This window comes from Pseudomonas sp. GT1P32, assembly GCF_054897805.1.
Genome location: NZ_CM142704.1, coordinates 2,991,537 through 3,008,221 on the forward strand (window position 1 = coordinate 2,991,537; position 16,685 = coordinate 3,008,221).

17 protein-coding genes are annotated in these 16,685 nt (G+C 60.3%); 11 read left to right on the plus strand and 6 right to left on the minus strand.

Annotated features, from left to right (window positions below; genetic code table 11):
* Positions 1-185 precede the first annotated feature (185 nt).
* The 4 genes from livH to ACYZUC_RS13740 are packed head-to-tail and all read left to right on the plus strand — an operon-like array spanning position 186 to position 3,828.
* The gene (gene livH, locus ACYZUC_RS13725; protein WP_008034378.1) at positions 186-1,109 is read left to right on the plus strand and encodes a high-affinity branched-chain amino acid ABC transporter permease LivH; all 924 of its coding nucleotides are present in this window, start codon (positions 186-188) and stop codon (positions 1,107-1,109) included.
* Positions 1,106-2,362: a high-affinity branched-chain amino acid ABC transporter permease LivM gene (locus tag ACYZUC_RS13730; RefSeq protein WP_461996320.1), complete on the plus strand. Its 1,257-nt coding sequence runs from the start codon at positions 1,106-1,108 to the stop codon at positions 2,360-2,362. The genes livH and ACYZUC_RS13730 overlap by 4 nt, the downstream gene beginning before the upstream one ends.
* On the plus strand, positions 2,359-3,126 hold the full coding sequence (gene livG / locus ACYZUC_RS13735) for a high-affinity branched-chain amino acid ABC transporter ATP-binding protein LivG (RefSeq protein ID WP_008034380.1): 768 nt from the start codon (positions 2,359-2,361) through the stop codon (positions 3,124-3,126). Before ACYZUC_RS13730 ends, livG begins: the two co-directional genes overlap by 4 nt.
* On the plus strand, positions 3,127-3,828 hold the full coding sequence (locus ACYZUC_RS13740) for an ABC transporter ATP-binding protein (RefSeq protein WP_461996322.1): 702 nt from the start codon (positions 3,127-3,129) through the stop codon (positions 3,826-3,828). It begins immediately after the preceding gene.
* Positions 3,829-4,012: 184 nt separating this feature from the next.
* On the opposite strand, the gene ACYZUC_RS13745 is transcribed toward ACYZUC_RS13740, so the two are convergent.
* The gene (locus ACYZUC_RS13745) at positions 4,013-4,921 is read right to left on the minus strand and encodes a LysR family transcriptional regulator (RefSeq protein WP_461996324.1); all 909 of its coding nucleotides are present in this window, start codon (positions 4,919-4,921) and stop codon (positions 4,013-4,015) included.
* A 105-nt stretch (positions 4,922-5,026) separates the two neighbouring features.
* Here ACYZUC_RS13745 and ACYZUC_RS13750 point away from each other — a divergent pair, with 105 nt between their 5' ends.
* The 3 genes from ACYZUC_RS13750 (at position 5,027) to ACYZUC_RS13760 (ending at position 8,148) form a co-directional block, all read left to right on the plus strand.
* Positions 5,027-5,626: a short chain dehydrogenase gene (locus ACYZUC_RS13750; protein ID WP_192417963.1), complete on the plus strand. Its 600-nt coding sequence runs from the start codon at positions 5,027-5,029 to the stop codon at positions 5,624-5,626.
* A gap of 159 nt (positions 5,627-5,785) precedes the next feature.
* Positions 5,786-6,439 carry a COG3650 family protein gene (locus tag ACYZUC_RS13755; protein WP_461996326.1) on the plus strand — a complete coding sequence of 218 codons (654 nt, stop codon included), beginning with the start codon at positions 5,786-5,788 and terminating at the stop codon, positions 6,437-6,439.
* A gap of 95 nt (positions 6,440-6,534) precedes the next feature.
* Complete coding sequence (locus tag ACYZUC_RS13760; protein WP_192228637.1) at positions 6,535-8,148, plus strand: NAD(P)/FAD-dependent oxidoreductase; 1,614 nt, start codon at positions 6,535-6,537, stop codon at positions 8,146-8,148.
* A 127-nt stretch (positions 8,149-8,275) separates the two neighbouring features.
* Here ACYZUC_RS13760 and ACYZUC_RS13765 read toward each other — a convergent pair whose 3' ends face one another.
* Positions 8,276-9,373, minus strand: a complete 1,098-nt coding sequence (locus ACYZUC_RS13765; RefSeq protein ID WP_461996710.1) for a PLP-dependent cysteine synthase family protein — start codon at positions 9,371-9,373, stop codon at positions 8,276-8,278.
* Positions 9,374-9,608: 235 nt separating this feature from the next.
* Between ACYZUC_RS13765 and nhaA the strand changes: the two genes are divergently transcribed.
* From nhaA to ACYZUC_RS13780, 3 genes are all read left to right on the plus strand, one after another.
* Positions 9,609-10,796, plus strand: coding sequence for a Na+/H+ antiporter NhaA (gene nhaA, locus ACYZUC_RS13770; RefSeq protein ID WP_223481690.1), 1,188 nt, complete (start codon positions 9,609-9,611; stop codon positions 10,794-10,796).
* 121 nt (positions 10,797-10,917) lie between these two features.
* Positions 10,918-12,105 (plus strand): colicin E3/pyocin S6 family cytotoxin, encoded by a 1,188-nt coding sequence (locus tag ACYZUC_RS13775; RefSeq protein WP_461996329.1) that lies wholly within the window; start codon positions 10,918-10,920, stop codon positions 12,103-12,105.
* On the plus strand, positions 12,102-12,332 hold the full coding sequence (locus tag ACYZUC_RS13780; RefSeq protein ID WP_461996330.1) for a DUF7683 domain-containing protein: 231 nt from the start codon (positions 12,102-12,104) through the stop codon (positions 12,330-12,332). The genes ACYZUC_RS13775 and ACYZUC_RS13780 overlap by 4 nt, the downstream gene beginning before the upstream one ends.
* A gap of 534 nt (positions 12,333-12,866) precedes the next feature.
* On the opposite strand, the gene ACYZUC_RS13785 is transcribed toward ACYZUC_RS13780, so the two are convergent.
* A complete protein-coding gene (locus ACYZUC_RS13785) occupies positions 12,867-13,331 on the minus strand; it encodes an outer membrane lipoprotein (protein ID WP_461996332.1) in 465 nt (154 codons plus the stop codon).
* Between the two features lie 168 nt (positions 13,332-13,499).
* Between ACYZUC_RS13785 and ACYZUC_RS13790 the strand changes: the two genes are divergently transcribed.
* Positions 13,500-13,736 (plus strand): hypothetical protein, encoded by a 237-nt coding sequence (locus ACYZUC_RS13790; protein ID WP_461996334.1) that lies wholly within the window; start codon positions 13,500-13,502, stop codon positions 13,734-13,736.
* A 5-nt stretch (positions 13,737-13,741) separates the two neighbouring features.
* Here the strand turns inward: ACYZUC_RS13790 and pdxH are convergent, their stop codons facing one another.
* The 3 genes from pdxH to ACYZUC_RS13805 all read right to left on the minus strand — a co-directional run bounded on the left by pdxH (position 13,742) and on the right by ACYZUC_RS13805 (position 16,663).
* Positions 13,742-14,389: a pyridoxamine 5'-phosphate oxidase gene (pdxH, locus tag ACYZUC_RS13795; protein ID WP_461996335.1), complete on the minus strand. Its 648-nt coding sequence runs from the start codon at positions 14,387-14,389 to the stop codon at positions 13,742-13,744.
* Between the two features lie 24 nt (positions 14,390-14,413).
* Positions 14,414-15,403: an OmpA family protein gene (locus tag ACYZUC_RS13800; protein WP_461996336.1), complete on the minus strand. Its 990-nt coding sequence runs from the start codon at positions 15,401-15,403 to the stop codon at positions 14,414-14,416.
* Positions 15,404-15,517: 114 nt separating this feature from the next.
* Positions 15,518-16,663, minus strand: coding sequence for a serine hydrolase domain-containing protein (locus tag ACYZUC_RS13805; RefSeq protein WP_461996338.1), 1,146 nt, complete (start codon positions 16,661-16,663; stop codon positions 15,518-15,520).
* Positions 16,664-16,685: the final 22 nt, after the last annotated feature.

Here is a 16,685-nt window from a genome sequence, read left to right on the forward strand (position 1 = left end):
TTTGTTTTACGAACGTATTGGGCCGCGCTGGCGTGATCCGCCAGTCTCCCCACCTGAAAATCTCAAAACCGTCATCAGCGGTTCGCTGGCAAACCTCGCGTTCGAAGTGGATGCAGATCCACGGGGCTCGAGCGGGAAAATGACTCCACCAGTGAAATGCGTATCAGGTTTTTAGGAGCGCTGTAATGCCTGACATCTATCACTTCTTCCAACAGCTGGTTAATGGTCTGACCATTGGCAGCACGTATGCCCTGATCGCCATCGGCTATACGATGGTTTACGGCATCATTGGAATGATCAACTTCGCCCACGGCGAGGTGTACATGATCGGTTCCTACGTGGCGTTCATCGCCATTGCGGGCCTGTCCATGATGGGACTCGACAGTGTTCCGCTGTTGATGACCGCCGCTTTCCTCGCGACCATCGTCGTGACCAGTGCCTACGGTTACAGCATCGAACGGATCGCCTACCGCCCCTTGCGCGGCAGCAACCGTCTGATCCCGCTGATTTCCGCCATCGGCATGTCGATTTTCCTGCAGAACACGGTTCTGCTGGCGCAAGACTCCAAGGACAAATCCATCCCCAACCTGATCCCCGGCAACTTCGCCATCGGGCCAGGTGGCGCACACGAAGTGCTGATTTCCTACATGCAAATCGTGGTGTTCGTGGTGACCCTGATCGCCATGCTCGGCCTGACACTGTTCATCTCCCGCTCTCGCCTGGGTCGCGCCTGCCGCGCCTGTGCCGAAGACATCAAGATGGCCAACCTGCTGGGTATCAACACCAACAACATCATCGCCCTGACCTTCGTCATCGGTGCCGCACTGGCGGCCATCGCGGCCGTGCTGCTGAGCATGCAATACGGCGTGATCAACCCGAACGCCGGTTTCCTGGTCGGCCTCAAGGCCTTCACCGCAGCGGTACTGGGCGGTATCGGCAGCATCCCCGGCGCCATGCTTGGCGGGATCGTGCTTGGGGTGGCGGAAGCCTTCGGTGCCGATATCTTCGGCGACCAGTACAAGGACGTCGTGGCGTTCGGCCTATTGGTTCTGGTGTTGTTGTTCCGGCCTACCGGCCTGTTGGGCCGTCCGGAGGTTGAAAAAGTATGACTAGGAATCTTAAACAGGCGTTGTTCAGCGCCTTGCTGGTGTGGGCTGTTGCCTACCCGGTACTCGGTCTGAAGCTGACCATTGTCGGCATCAACCTCGAAGTCCATGGCACCAGCACTGCAACGCTGATCACTATCGCCGTGTGCTCGGTACTGATGTTCCTGCGGGTGCTGTTCGACCAGCAGATCAGCTCGGCCTGGAAATCCTCGCCGAACATGCCGGTGATGCCGGCCAAGGCCAGTACTTTCCTGACCCTGCCGACCACTCAGCGCTGGATCATCATCGCGTTGATCATCGGTGCGCTGGTCTGGCCGTTCTTCGGTTCTCGCGGTGCGGTGGATATCGCCACACTGGTGCTGATCTACGTGATGCTTGGCCTGGGCCTGAACATCGTGGTCGGCCTGGCTGGCCTGCTCGACCTCGGTTACGTCGGTTTCTATGCCGTCGGCGCCTACAGCTACGCGCTGCTGTCGCACTACTACGGCTTGAGCTTCTGGATCTGCCTGCCGATCGCCGGCCTGATGGCGGCCACTTTCGGCTTCCTGCTCGGTTTCCCGGTCCTGCGTCTGCGCGGTGACTATCTGGCGATCGTGACCCTGGGCTTCGGTGAAATCATCCGTCTGTTCCTGCGTAACCTGACCGACCTCACCGGTGGCCCGAACGGCATCAGCAACATTCCCAAGCCAACGCTTTTCGGACTGACCTTCGATAAAACGGCCGCAGAGGGACTGCAGACGTTCCACGAGTACTTCGGCCTGGAATACAACTCGATCAACAAGGTGATCTTCCTTTACCTGATCGCGGTGTTGTTGTCGCTGTTCGCCCTTTTCGTCATCAACCGCTTGCTGCGCATGCCTCTGGGCCGCGCCTGGGAAGCGTTGCGTGAAGACGAAATCGCCTGCCGTGCGCTGGGTCTGAACCCGACGATCATCAAGCTCTCGGCCTTCACCCTCGGCGCATGCTTCGCCGGTTTCGCCGGCAGCTTCTTCGCCGCGCGTCAGGGCCTGGTGACACCGGAGTCCTTCACCTTCATCGAGTCGGCGACCATCCTCGCCATCGTGGTGCTGGGTGGCATGGGCTCGCAACTGGGCGTCGTACTCGCCGCCACGGTGATGATCCTGTTGCCGGAAATGATGCGTGAGTTCAGTGAATACCGCATGTTGATGTTCGGCGCCTTGATGGTGCTGATGATGATCTGGCGTCCTCAAGGTCTGCTGCCCATGCAACGTCCTCACATGGAGCTGCGCAAATGAGCCGCGAGATCCTTAAAGTCGAAAATCTGAGCATGCGCTTCGGCGGCTTGCTGGCCGTCAATGGCGTAGCCCTGAGCGTGAAAGAGAAACAGGTCGTGGCACTGATCGGCCCCAACGGCGCCGGCAAGACCACCGTGTTCAACTGCCTGACCGGTTTCTACAAGCCGAGCGGCGGCAGCATCATGCTGGACGGCGAGCCGATCGAAGGCCTGCCCGGCCACAAGATCGCCCTCAAAGGCGTGGTGCGCACCTTCCAGAACGTGCGGTTGTTCAAGGACATGACGGCGGTCGAGAACCTCTTGATCGCCCAGCACCGTCACCTGAACACCAACTTCCTGGCGGGCCTGTTCAAGACCCCGGGCTTCCGCAAAAGCGAACGCGAAGCCATGGAGTTCGCCGAGTACTGGCTGGACAAGGTCAACCTCAAGGCGTTCGCCAACCGTCCGGCCGGCACCCTGGCCTACGGTCAGCAACGTCGTCTGGAAATCGCCCGCTGCATGATGACCCGCCCGCGGATCCTCATGCTCGACGAACCGGCTGCCGGCCTGAACCCGAAGGAAACCGAGGATCTCAAGGCGCTGATCAGCATGCTGCGTGAAGAGCACAACGTCACCGTGCTGCTGATCGAACATGACATGAAACTGGTCATGAGCATTTCCGACCACATCGTCGTGATCAACCAGGGCACGCCTCTGGCCGACGGTACGCCGGAACAGATCCGCGACAATCCTGAAGTGATCAAAGCCTACCTGGGGGAAGCGTAAATGCTGCAATTCGAAAACGTTTCCACCTTCTACGGCAAGATCCAGGCGCTGCACAGCGTCAACGTCGAAGTCCGTCAGGGCGAGATCGTGACCCTGATCGGTGCCAACGGCGCCGGCAAATCGACCCTGCTGATGACCCTCTGCGGTTCGCCGCAAGCCCACAGCGGCAGCATCCGCTACATGGGCGAAGAGCTCGTCGGCCAGAGTTCGTCGCAGATCATGCGCAAGAGCATTGCCGTCGTGCCGGAAGGTCGTCGGGTGTTTGCTCGCCTGACCGTGGAAGAAAACCTTTCCATGGGTGGATTTTTCACTGATAAGGGCGATTACCAGGAACAGATGGACAAGGTCCTCGGACTTTTCCCACGCCTGAAAGAGCGTTTCAATCAGCGCGGCGGTACCATGTCCGGCGGCGAACAGCAAATGCTCGCCATCGGCCGTGCGCTGATGAGCAAGCCCAAGCTGCTGCTGCTCGACGAGCCTTCGCTGGGTCTGGCGCCGATCATCATCCAGCAGATCTTCGACATCATCGAACAGCTGCGCAAGGATGGCGTGACGGTGTTCCTGGTCGAGCAGAACGCCAACCAGGCGCTGAAAATCGCTGACCGCGCGTACGTTCTTGAGAACGGCCGCGTGGTGATGCAAGGCACCGGTGAAGCACTGCTGACCGACCCGAAAGTGCGCGAAGCGTACCTCGGTGGTTAAGCCTTCGTGGTAAACAAAAAACGGCCTTCGGGCCGTTTTTTTGTGCCCGGCACAATCCCGAGAACAATGAATAACCCCTGTAGGAGCCGGCTTGCCGGCGATAGCGGAGTATCAGTCAACCTCTCTGTAGAATGTTAAACCGCGATCGCCGGCAAGCCGGCTCCTACAGGGACCGTGTGATGGCTCACAGCCGATCCAACGCCTCCCCACTGCGCTTGAACCAGCCAATCAAGTAATCCGCCAGCACCTGAGTGCGCTTGGGCAACCCACCCTGATACGGATGCACCAAATACATCGGCATGCGACGCGTCTGATAATCGCGCAGGAGCCAACGCAAACGGCCGTCAGCCAATTCCGCCTGCAACAGGTAGGACGGCAGACGCGCAATGCCGGCGCCCGCCAGCGCGGCTTTTTTGAGCAGGCTGTAATGATTGCTGGCGAACGGTCCCGACACACGCACCCGCAATAATTCGTGCTGCTGGTGATACAGCCATTCTTCGCGGCCGCTGTAGTGGCTGTTGAGCAAACATTGGTGCTCAGCCAGGGACTGTGGGGTCAGCGGTTCGCCGTGTTGCTCAAGGTAAGCCGGGCTGGCGCAGGTCAGTTCGTGCCAGGCCAACAGCGGTCGCGCTACCAGACGCTCGTCATTGCCGACGTCGGAGCGAACCGCCAGATCAAAACCGTCGCGGGACAAGTCACGGTAATTGTTGCTGAGGTCGAGCTCGATCTGCACCTGCGGGTATTTGTGGGAAAACTCCAGCAGCAAGCCATCGAAGAAGGTTTCTCCCAACGATACCGGAACCGTCATACGCACCGGCCCTGCCATATCGTCCTTCAACCGCGCCAATGCCTGACGCGCCCGTTCCACTTGCACCACCAGCTCTTGGGCTTGCGGCAACAGCGCCGCCCCCGCCGCCGTCAGGCTCAAGCGGCGGGTGGTGCGTTGCAGCAGCACCACGGAAAACCGCGTCTCCAACAGGCTGATGCGCTTGGACAACTGGCCTTTGCTGCAACCCAGTTGTTGCGCCGCCAAGGTGAAACTGCCCGCTTCGATCAACACCGCAAACGCCGCCAGATCATCCATCTCGCTCATGGATTGTTTCCATTAGAAAACCAAAGGTTGCCTATTAGCGCGCTTATCCACAGAAAAAACCACTCTAGACTGAAGCCACTTTCAACACACATGAGGATCAACAACATGAAAATTCTTTTGATTGGCGCAGGCGGCACCATCGGTTCGGCGATCGACAAGGAGTTGTCCGAGCGTCACGAAGTCATCCGCATCGGTCGCAACAGCGGTGACTTCCAAGTGGATATCAGCGACAGCGCCTCGATTCGCAAACTGTTCGAACAGACCGGCAAGTTCGACGCACTGGTTTGCGCGGCGGGCAACGTGACCTTCGCGCCACTGGACGAAATGACCGCCGACAGTTTTACCCTCGGCCTGAACGACAAGCTCATGGGCCAGGTCAACCTGCTGCTGATCGGCCGCGAATTCGCCAATGACGGCGCATCGTTCACCTTCACCACCGGCGTGCTCAGCCACGACCCGATCCGCAGCGGTGCTTCGGCCGCACTGGTCAACGGTGCCATCGACAGCTTCGTGCGTGCCGCCGCGATCGAGCTGCCGCGCGGCCTGCGGGTGAACTCGGTGAGCCCGAATGTCCTGGTTGAAGCCATGGGCAAATACGCGCCGTACTTCCGCGGTTTCAAACCGGTTCCGGCTGTCGATGTGGCACTGGCCTACGCCAAAAGCGTAGAAGGCCTGCAAACCGGTCAGACCTTTCACGTCGGCTGAACAACACAATCCGTAGGAGCACGGCTTGCCGGCGAAGGCGTCCGTAAGATCGCCTTCGCCAGCAAGCTGTGCTCCTACAGGTGGACCAACACACCTCGGCGGGGTTGTGATGAACGGTCAGGCTGCGTAACGTGGCGGCACTTGTCTGGAGAGCCAAAGATGCGTGTTGCCCGTTCCTTAGTCCTTGTTGCCGTGCTTCCACTGTTCGCTGCCTGTCAGTTGTTCGATGGCCCGCGTGAAAGTGCCTCCCACGTGGGCCAGACCCGAATGCAGGGTCAGTTGACGGCGGCCGACGGCAAGCTGTTGTTCCAGCCGTGCAATGAGCAGCGCAGTTTCGTGGTCAACGACACCGGCGGCACCAGCGTCCTGCAAGAGGCCGCAAGCCTCGCCGATGCGCAGGGCAAGCTGTTCGCCGACGTTCGCGGGCGGATCGTCGACAACCGCCTCGATCTGGAGCAGCTCTACCGCGTCGAGCGCTCGGGCACCGCCTGCAGCGATCCGAATTTCAAACCGTTGATCCTGCGCGCCGCCGGCCACGGGCCCGAGTGGAACGTCAAGGTCAGTGGCAAAGGCATGGTCATCGACCGTGCGGGTCAACCGCCCCTGGCTGTACCTTATGTTGAAGAGCAACTGGGCGATGGCCGCTTCAACCTCAGCACCGAAGCCAATAACCAGCACATCGAACTGTGGGTCGCGCCGCAACGTTGCGTCGACAGCAGCACCGGCAGTGTTCAACACATGAGCGCCGAACTGCGCATTGACGGCCAGGTTCAACGTGGTTGCGGGTATTTCGGCGGATCGCGCGACGACTGATCGTTTAAGCCTCACGGGACTCGGCTTTTGGGGCTTATAATCGCCGCCTTCAAACGCCTTGGCGCAGTTGTGCGCCCCGCGAACCGGATCCCGTCATGTTACGAATCACTGAACTCAAGCTGCCGATCGACCATCCCGAAGAAGACCTGCGCCCTGCCATCGTGCAGCGCCTGGGCATCGCCAGTGATGACCTGCTCGATTTCACCTTGTTCAAGCGCAGCTACGATGCGCGTAAAAAATCCTCCGAACTGTGCTTCATCTACACCATCGACCTCACGGCGAAGGATGAGGCGGCGTTGCTGCACAAGTTCGCCGATGACCGTAACGTCAACGTGGCGCCGGATGTCAGCTACAAAGTGGTCGGCCAGGCGCCGGCCGATCTGCAGCAACGCCCGGTTGTCGTAGGTTTCGGACCGTGCGGGATTTTCGCCGGGCTGCTGCTCGCGCAAATGGGCTTCAAGCCGATCATCCTCGAGCGCGGCACCGAAGTGCGCCAGCGCACCAAGGACACCTGGGGCCTGTGGCGTAAAAGCGTGCTCAACCCCGAGTCCAACGTGCAATTTGGTGAAGGCGGCGCGGGGACTTTCTCCGATGGCAAGCTCTACAGCCAGATCAAGGACCCGAAATTCATCGGGCGCAAAGTCCTGCATGAGTTCGTAAAGGCCGGCGCGCCGGAAGAAATCCTCTACGTCAGCAAACCGCACATCGGTACGTTCCGTCTGACGGGTGTTGTGGAAAACATGCGTGAGCAGATCCGTGCACTGGGCGGCGAAGTACGCTTCCAGCAGCGCGTCACCGACGTGCTGATCGAGGACGGTCAATTGGTTGGCGTCGAGCTCAACGGCGGCGAACAGATCCATTCGAAGCACGTGATCCTGGCCCTCGGCCACAGCGCCCGCGACACCTTCCGCATGCTCCACGGTCGTGGCGTGTTTATGGAAGCCAAGCCGTTTTCGGTGGGTTTCCGTATCGAACACCCGCAGTCGCTGATCGACCGCGCGCGCCTGGGCAAGTACGCCGGCCACCCGAAACTGGGTGCCGCCGACTACAAACTGGTGCACCACGCCAAGAACGGTCGCTCGGTCTACAGCTTCTGCATGTGCCCGGGCGGCACAGTGGTCGCGGCGACCTCCGAGCCGAATCGCGTCGTGACCAACGGCATGAGCCAATACTCGCGTAATGAGCGCAACGCCAACTCCGGGATCGTCGTCGGGATCACCCCGGAAGTCGATTATCCGGGCGGTCCGCTGGCCGGTATCGAGTTGCAGGAACGCCTGGAATCCCACGCCTTTGTGCTGGGTGGCAGCAACTACGAAGCGCCGGCACAGTTGGTTGGCGATTTCATCGCCGGCAAACCGTCCACCGAGCTGGGCAGCGTTGAACCGTCCTACAAGCCCGGTGTTGCGCTGGGTGATTTGGCGCTGGCCTTGCCGGCATTCGCCATCGAAGCCATTCGCGAAGCCTTGCCGGCGTTCGAGAAGCAGATTCGCGGCTACTCGCTGCATGACGCGGTGTTGACCGGAATCGAGACGCGCACATCGTCGCCGTTGCGGATCACCCGTAATGAGTCGATGCAGAGCCTGAACGTCAAGGGCTTGTTCCCGGCAGGTGAAGGCGCGGGTTATGCGGGGGGGATTCTGTCGGCGGGTGTCGACGGGATTCGCATCGCCGAAGCCGTGGCTCGCGACATCCTCGGCCTAGAGGCCTGATTAGGAACGCTGGGAACGACGAATAACTTGTAGGAGCGAGGCTTGCCCGCGAAGAACGATAACGCGGTCTTTCAGACAGACCGTGTCAACTTCTTCGCGGGCAAGCCTCGCTCCTACAAGGGCCGGGTTAGATGTTTGCGCGCAGCACGGTTGCTGGCAGCGGCTCGCCGCGCTCGACACTCGCTGCCACCGCCGCCATCAACCCACTCAACTCATACCCCTGCGCCTTGAGCCAGGCCTGATCGTAATAACTGGTCTCATAGCGCTCGCCGCCATCGCACAGAATCGCCACGATCGACCCCGTTTCCCCCGCCGCCACCATCTGTTGCGCCGCCATCAACGCGCCAATCAGATTGGTCCCGCTCGACCCGCCCACCCGACGTCCCAACCGCTGCGCCAGGTAATGCATGGCCGCCAGTGACAGATCGTCCGGCACCTTGACCATCGCATCGATCACCTTTGGCAGAAACGATGCCTCGACCCGTGGCCGACCAATGCCTTCGATCCGCGAACCGTGATCCAGGCGAAGACTGGCATCGCCAGTCAGGTAGTAATCAAAAAACACCGAGCGCTCGGCATCGGCGCACAGCACGCGGGTGCAATGCTGGCGATAACGCACGTATCGCCCGAGGGTCGCCGTGGTGCCGCCGGTGCCGGGGCTGGAAATCAGCCAGCTCGGCTCCGGGTGCTGTTCAAAACGCATCTGATGGAAGATCGATTCGGCGATGTTGTTGTTCGCCCGCCAGTCGGTGGCGCGTTCGGCGTAGGTGAACTGATCGATGAAGTGGCCGTCGTGCTCGCGCGCCAGGCGCTCGGATTCGGCATAGATCTGAGTCGGGTCGTCCACCAGATGGCTCTTGCCACCGTAGAACGCGATCTGCGCGATCTTCTCTTTTGAGGTGGTGGCCGGCATCACTGCAATAAACGGCAAGCCGAGCAAACGGGCGAAGTACGCCTCGGAAATCGCCGTCGAACCGCTGGACGCTTCGATCACTGGCGCGCCGGGTTTAAGCCAGCCGTTACACAGCGCGTAGAGGAACAACGAACGTGCCAGGCGATGTTTCAGGCTGCCGGTGGGATGGCTCGACTCATCCTTGAAATACAACTCGATGCCCGGCAACCCCGGCAGCTGCAAGGGGATCAGGTGGGTGTCGGCGCTGCGCTGGAAGTCCGCTTCGATGATCCGGATGGCTTCGCGGGCCCACTGTCGGTTGTCGCTCATGATGGTTTTCTCGTTGAGTCGGCCTTGGCACAAGGCTCAGCCCACAAGCTTAGGAAAAATCCGACATCGCGCACAGGTACAGCTGAGCTTCAATACGTCCGGCAACTGCTAGGCTCAGGTCCGTGCCGCCTTTCGCGTTGTAACGGCATATAACAAAAAAGAATATAACTTTTGTTTTAACAACTAACGGTACGGGTTAGGGTGTGCCACCTTTTTGATTATTCGATGGAGAGCGACCTTGCCTCTGCGTAGCACTTTCACGCGTTTCTTTCAGTTGGAAGCTGCCAGCGGTCTGTTGTTGATCGCCGCAGCAGCCCTGGCTTTGATCATCAACAACTCCCCGTTGTCGTGGCTCTACAGCAGCTTTCTGGACACCCCGGTGGTGGCTCAGGTCGGCGCATTGCAAATCGCCAAACCGGCACTGCTGTGGATCAACGACGGCCTGATGGCCCTGTTCTTCCTGCTGATCGGCCTGGAAGTAAAGCGCGAAGTCCTCGACGGTCAGCTGTCGAAGCCTTCACAGGTGGTCCTGCCCGGCGCTGCGGCGATTGGCGGCATGGTCGTGCCGGCGTTGGTCTACTGGTTCTTCAACCGTGACAATCCCGCTGCACTCGGTGGCTGGGCCATTCCGATGGCGACTGACATCGCCTTCGCCCTCGGCGTCCTCGCCCTGCTGGGCAAGCGTGTGCCGGTGTCGCTGAAACTGTTCCTCATGACCCTGGCGATCATCGACGACCTCGGCGCGATCATCGTCATTGCGATCTTCTATTCCGGCGCACTGTCGACCTTGTCCCTGGCGTTGGCCGCGGCCTGCATCGTCGCGCTGATCGCGATGAACCGGCTCGGCGTGGTCAAGCTCGGGCCGTACATGATCATCGGTTTGATCCTGTGGGTATGCGTACTCAAAAGCGGTGTCCACGCCACGCTGGCCGGCGTAACCCTGGCCTTCTGCATTCCGCTGCGCACCAAAAACGCCGAGCCGTCGCCGCTGCTGACGCTGGAACACGCCCTGCACCCGTGGGTCGCCTATGGCATCCTGCCGCTGTTCGCCTTCGCCAACGCCGGCCTGTCCCTGAGCGGCGTGACCGTCGAAAGCTTCACCCATCACGTGCCGATGGGCATCGCAATCGGCCTGCTGCTGGGCAAGACGCTTGGCGTGTTCGGCCTGACCTGGCTCGCGGTAAAAACCGGCATCGCCGCCCTGCCCCAAGGCGCCAATTGGGGCCAGGTGCTGGGGGTTGCGATCCTCTGCGGGATTGGTTTCACCATGAGCTTGTTTGTCGGTTCCCTGGCGTTTGAACCGGGCGTCAGTGAGTACGCCGGGATGGACCGGATGGGGATTTTGACCGGGTCGATATTGGCAGCGTTGATTGGATATGCGGTGACGGCGGCGGCGAGTCGCAAGCAGACCGTGCTCTCATCCTGATCAATAGAGACAACTCCTAGCATCATTCGAGACGCGTCCTACAGCCACGATTTGCCTCGTTCGCTAACGTCGCACAGCCCCTTTCTTGAGGGCTGTCGACGTGCGAACGCAAGGAAGATCAGTGGCTGGCAACAAGGAAATCCCCAGGGTTAAAAACCCACCGTCCGGCGACGGTCATCACGTCACCCACCGTTTCATGACAGCCACCGAGTTGGCCGAACGGGACGCCCGACAAAACGCTTACGACGCCATGCTCGCCAGGCAGGATGCCTTCGAGCGTGGTCGTCAGTTCCTGGCAGAAAAACAGAGGCCTGTACAAGCCGGATGCGTCTTCGCAAAGTCGTGCAACCTGCCCGATACCATCATCGATTACTCGAACCCCTCGGGCATGGTGCCAACCGACAGCCTCAAGGACTACGGAGAAATCGCCTGGCTCGGCGCTCGGAAAACAGATGATGCGGGACTGCTGAATCTTGAAACCATCAGCGGCACTACTCTCTCACTCGGCATCGGCCGACTAGCCCTCCGCACCCCGGCGCTCGCCGCTCCAACTGTAACACTCGGCGCTGCCGGGGCCACCGCACTGGCCGGCCTGGCCGCACTGTTCTGGACGCCAAGCCTGGGCGATGGCGCGCTTTATACCGAAGACCAACTGCGCGCCCTGAAACAGGCTCGCACCCGAGTTCGCCTGCGAGTCGAGCAACAGGCTGATGGCAGTCTCAAGGGCTACGGTTTCTACACTGGCAAGAATCGTGACTGGGAGATGGTGGATGTCGTGCAATTTACGTTGCGCGGCAATCAGCAGGTAGCCGATCTAGGCGAAGGCGTCGAGCTGATCTGGACTCCAGCTGTGGATGGCTCCGACATCCTCGGCATCCCCAAACTGGAAGCCGCCCCGCAAGCGCCGCACATCTGGGTTTATCCGCCGACGAAACAGGCTGACAGCATCATCGTCGATCCGGTGCATCCGCCTGATTACAAGGATTTCATTCTTGTTTTTCCGGTGGGGTCGGGGGTAAAGCCGGTTTACATTGTTTACAGCGTTCCTGGTGATCACAAATTCCACACTGCTCCCGACTCACTCGCAGCATTCCCCGATCTAAAATCTGAGCCATCGAAAACTTATGTAAGAGGGGGCGGCAGCAAACGCCGACGGTGGAAAGATAGCTCCGGGAGAATTTATGAATGGGACTCTCAGCACGGCAAGGTCGAGTTGTACACCAAACAAGGCAAGCACCTTAGGGAATATGACCCGCTGACCGGAGAGCAAACAAAGCCTGCCGACCCAAAAAGGAGCGTAGAAAAATGAGACATGTCTTAGAAATCTTCGAAAAACAGACCGAAGAGTTGCTTCAGAGTGTGGAAATACCCGCCAATCGCAGCGAAGAACTAAGACAGCTGATGAACTGGCTCAAACCCGAGGAAGGGTTCGACTGCTACGACCTGTCTCCAGAACAGGTGGAAACACTACAAAACTGGACTGGTACGAACCTGGACAACAGGAACCACATAGTTCAATTGGTGTGCCTCGAATAGCATCACTTACCCCGTAGCGGCCTTCGAGAACAACACAGAATTGGCGTCTGTTCAGACAATAACCATGTCGACTGACCCACCGCTATCGCCGGCAAGCCAGCTCCTACAGGGGATTGGCGTACAGCCTTTGATTTTCACCACTCATCAGGCCGAGCGTTAGCTCGCCTTCAGCTTTTGATCTGGCTTTTGAAGTACACGCCCCCTCGAGAGGCCGAGCGCAGGTTCTGCGCAGTGGGCAACCCGGCATGGATGCCGGGTTAGCCGCGCCCGGCCAGGGATGGCCGATCGCGGCGGGCCCACGGAGCAGGACCGGAGCAGGACCGGAGCGAGGGCATGGCGAGCATTAGCGAGCCACCGAACGAAAGGGGCAAAAGCGCTTGGTTACTTGGCGCTTTTCCAAGTGACTCGCCGTAAGGGCGAAACCAGTGGAAGCCGTTACCGCAGAAACGGATATGCCCCCCATCCAAAACCCCGTCTCAAAAAAAACCCCGACCAGTCACCTGATCGGGGTTTTCTTTTACCCTTCGTTCCCGCTTAGTGCGTAACGCGGCTCGTACCATCTACAGTAGCAATCCGCACCCGCTCACCCACACGGAACACTTCATTCTCCTGAACCTGCTGCACATAGGCACGCATGCTGCCGTCGTCTTCACGAACAGTGATTTCCACACCTTGGGTGCGGGTCAGGCCTTCTTCAGTGGCCGAGCCGATCAGCCCGCCAGCCACGGCGCCGATGACTGCAGCGACGATGCTGCCTTTACCACCGCCGACGCTGCTGCCGCCAACACCACCGACCGCCGCGCCGGCTAGGCCGCCGATCGGGGTCTTGGTGCCTTCGATTTTAACCGGACGCAGGGATTCGATGGTGCCCATGCGAACGGTCTGCACACGACGCGCTTCGTCACGGGAGTAGGAGTCACCGGTCAGGCTCGATTGGCAGCCAGTGAGCAACATCGCCATCGTGGAAAAGGAAGCAACAAGCAGAACAGACTTACGCATAGCATCAACTCCAAAAGACAGGTAACCATTAAACTCCGCAGCTTGACGCGTGTCACGACGCCGCCCCGACAATATTGGTTTGATTCAGGTCCGGTACAGGGACCTCCACGACCTCAGCAAACAGTAGCGGCAAATGACGAGATCTGCGCCGCTGCCTCAAGGATTTTCATGGATTACTTCATCATTGTCGTTACCACTGTAGCCGGCCTGTACTTCCATGGGTGGTTGTACGTACGGATCAAACGATGGATGGACCGCGATCTGGCGCTAGCCCTGGCGGGGAGCGATGAGCAGAAAAGAGCCTACATGCTCCAGCAACTGGCGAACGCTCACGCGCAGAAAATCAAGCGTCGGGACCTGCCGCAGTGGCTGGAGGCCGCTGCGGCAGGTTATCCCGGTCGGTAGACTACTCAGGGCGCCAGACGTTCAAGAATCCAGTCGGCGCCTTGCAAACGATAGTTGAGGCGATCGTGCAGGCGGCTCGAACGGCCCTGCCAGAATTCGATGCGCTCAGGCAGCAAACGATAACCGCCCCAGTGCTCAGGGCAATGAGGCTGCGTATCGCTGAAACGTTGCTCGGTGTTCTTGAGCAACGCTTCCAGCTCGGCGCGATCGGCGATCACGCGGCTTTGCGGTGAAGCCCAGGCGCCAAGGCGACTGCCCAGCGGCCGAACCTGGAAGTAGGCATCGGACTCCTCAGGCGTGACCTTCACCACCCGACCTTCTACACGGACCTGACGCTCGAGGGCCGGCCAGAAAAACGTCATGGCCGCGAACGGGTTCGCGGCCAGATGCTGGCCCTTGGCGCTGTCGTAGTTGGTGAAGAACGTAAAGCCCTGCGCGTCCAGGCCCTTGAGCAGCAAAATGCGGCAATGCGGCCGACCGTCCTTGTCGACGGTGGCCAGGGTCATGGCGTTGGCTTCCACCGGCGGCTGCTCGGTTTTCACCGCGTCGGCAAACCACTGATGGAACAGCGCGAACGGCTCGGCCGGGGCTTGTGCCTCGGTCAGGCCGTCTCGGGTGTAGTCGCGACGCATATCAGCCAGGCCCTGGGTCATGGCGCATTCCTTTTGGTTAACGAATCACTTTTTCACAGCATCGGCGGCAACGGCTTTTTTGTCAGCTGTTGCGGCTTTGGCCGGCGCGGTCTTCTTGGCCGGCGTCGCGGTTTTGGCCGGTGCCTTCTTGGCTGCAGCTTTCTTGGCCGGCGCTTTTTTCGCGGCAGGTACAGCGGCTTTCTTCGCGGCCGGTGCCGGGGTGACCGGCTTGGCCACTGGCTTGACGTCCTGGGCAGCGACCAGTTTCACCGGTGCCGGGGCTGGCATGTTGTACTTGCTCAACAGCGCAACCATAGTGTTTTGCGGAGTCACCAGCAGTTCGACGCGACGGTTCAAGGCACGGCCTTCAACGCTGTCGTTGGCCGCACGCGGGGCTTCGCCGCCCATGCCGCGCAGCATCAGGCGATCACGCTGCAGACCGCTGAGGCGGAAAATCGCCGCCACGGCTTGTGCGCGTTCCTGGCTCAGTTTCACGTTGGCCGGTGCGGCGCCCGAAGTGTCGCTGTGGCCGAGTACCAGCACGGCGGTCTTGGGATCGACTTCAAGGATTTTCGCCACGCGAGTGAACGGGCCGAGGGTCACCGGCAGCAACATGGCCGGACGGTCGGGGTTGAACGAACCTTCTACCGGCGCGATGACCACCAACACGTTTTCACGGCGCTCGAGTTGCAGGTTGCTGTCCTTGATCGCGGTGCGCAGGCGCGGTTCGTAATCGTCGAGCCAGGCCTGAGTGACTTTAGGGTCAGGCATCGGCACGACTTTGGCCGTGCTCTGCTCTTTGCCGCCGAACGGCCACCACCATTTGCTACCGGTGTCGGCTTCAGCCTTGGCAGTCGGGGCAGCCTCGGCAGGTTTCACGGGTGCCGGCGCGGGAGCCGGCTCTTTCGCCGCGACTTTGTCGGAGGAACCGAACGGCCACCAGCTGCTGCCATCCGAATCATTTTTTGGTGTCTGCGCACAACCGGTAACAGCGACACACAGGGCCAAAGCGAGGGTGGTTTTATTGAGTGACATTGGAAATCCACAAAAAGGAAGTCATAAAAATTCAGGCCGGCATGACCCGGATAAACAGACGGTTGGAAAACATAAAGGCCTTCGGGTTCCGGCCCTGGAACCCTTCAGCGCGTTTTACAGACAAGTGGCCAGTACCCGCGCGAGCTTTTGCGCACGCGGATCCATCAAGACGTAAGGCCCCAGTGTATTTGTCACAAAACCGAAGGCGACATCGTGTTCAGGGTCAGCAAAACCGATGGAGCCGCCAGCGCCCGGGTGGCCGAACGCACGTGGGCCGAGGCCGTAGGTGGCGTTCGGGACATCCGGTTGATCGAGCATGCAACCCAGACCGAAACGGGTCCGGGTCAGTAAAGTCTTGTCTTCGCCGAGGCTGTGTTCGCGGATCAGCTCATCGAGCATCTCGCTTTCCAGCAGGCTGCCGTCTAATAGACCGGCGTAGAACCCGGCCAGGCTGCGGGCATTGCCGTGGCCGTTGGCCGCCGGTTGTTGCATGCGCCGCCATTCCGGTTTGTTGGTGCTGGTCAGGACCGACGGCGGGTTAGTAAAGGCCCGCGTGGTCATGGCCGTCGGTTCGCGCATCGTCACTTGCAGCAGGCGCTGGGCCGCGGCATCGCCGACGTTGCCCTTGCCACGGGCGATGTGCGCCACGCGATGGAACTCTTCATCCGCCAGACCGACGTGAAAATCCAGGCCCAACGGCTTGGCCACGCGGGCCACGATGGACTCGCCCGGCCCACGGCCGTCGGCACGGCGCAGCAACTCGCCGACCAGCCAGCCATAGGTGATCGCGGCATAACCGTGAGCGGTGCCCGGCGTCCACCAAGGTGCTTCTGCGGCCAGCGCATCGACCATGGTTTGCCAGTCGTAAAGCGCTTCCGGGGCCAGCAACTCGCGCAACGCCGGCAGACCAGCCTGGTGGCAGAGCAGTTGACGCAAGGTGACGGATTCCTTGCCGGCGGCAGCGAATTCAGGCCAATAGCGAGCAACCGGGGCATCCAGTTGCAGCTTGCCTTCGGCGACCAGTTGCAGGGCGGTGACGGCGGTGAAGGTCTTGGTGCAGGAAAACAGGTTAGCGATGGTGTCGCTGTGCCAGGCCTCATGGCCATCCTTGTCGGCGGTACCGGACCAGAGGTCGAGAACGGTTTCGCCGCCGACCTGGATGCACAACGCTGCGCCACGCTCCTGAGGATCGTCGAACAACGCCGCGAACGCTTCGCGAACCGCTTCGAACTTAAGCTCGTAATGACCCTGAATCTGCACCCGCTACTCCCTCGGACAAACG

What these genes read in the sequence shown, in the direction of transcription:
- livH (WP_008034378.1), top strand. Translation starts at nt 186, where the DNA reads ATGCCTGACATCTATCACTTCTTCCAACAGCTGGTTAATGGTCTGACC.
- ACYZUC_RS13730 (WP_461996320.1), top strand. Translation starts at nt 1,106, where the DNA reads ATGACTAGGAATCTTAAACAGGCGTTGTTCAGCGCCTTGCTGGTGTGG.
- livG (WP_008034380.1), top strand. Translation starts at nt 2,359, where the DNA reads ATGAGCCGCGAGATCCTTAAAGTCGAAAATCTGAGCATGCGCTTCGGC.
- ACYZUC_RS13740 (WP_461996322.1), top strand. Translation starts at nt 3,127, where the DNA reads ATGCTGCAATTCGAAAACGTTTCCACCTTCTACGGCAAGATCCAGGCG.
- ACYZUC_RS13745 (WP_461996324.1), bottom strand. Translation starts at nt 4,921, where the DNA reads ATGAGCGAGATGGATGATCTGGCGGCGTTTGCGGTGTTGATCGAAGCG.
- ACYZUC_RS13750 (WP_192417963.1), top strand. Translation starts at nt 5,027, where the DNA reads ATGAAAATTCTTTTGATTGGCGCAGGCGGCACCATCGGTTCGGCGATC.
- ACYZUC_RS13755 (WP_461996326.1), top strand. Translation starts at nt 5,786, where the DNA reads ATGCGTGTTGCCCGTTCCTTAGTCCTTGTTGCCGTGCTTCCACTGTTC.
- ACYZUC_RS13760 (WP_192228637.1), top strand. Translation starts at nt 6,535, where the DNA reads ATGTTACGAATCACTGAACTCAAGCTGCCGATCGACCATCCCGAAGAA.
- ACYZUC_RS13780 (WP_461996330.1), top strand. Translation starts at nt 12,102, where the DNA reads ATGAGACATGTCTTAGAAATCTTCGAAAAACAGACCGAAGAGTTGCTT.
- ACYZUC_RS13785 (WP_461996332.1), bottom strand. Translation starts at nt 13,331, where the DNA reads ATGCGTAAGTCTGTTCTGCTTGTTGCTTCCTTTTCCACGATGGCGATG.
- ACYZUC_RS13790 (WP_461996334.1), top strand. Translation starts at nt 13,500, where the DNA reads ATGGATTACTTCATCATTGTCGTTACCACTGTAGCCGGCCTGTACTTC.
- pdxH (WP_461996335.1), bottom strand. Translation starts at nt 14,389, where the DNA reads ATGACCCAGGGCCTGGCTGATATGCGTCGCGACTACACCCGAGACGGC.
- ACYZUC_RS13800 (WP_461996336.1), bottom strand. Translation starts at nt 15,403, where the DNA reads ATGTCACTCAATAAAACCACCCTCGCTTTGGCCCTGTGTGTCGCTGTT.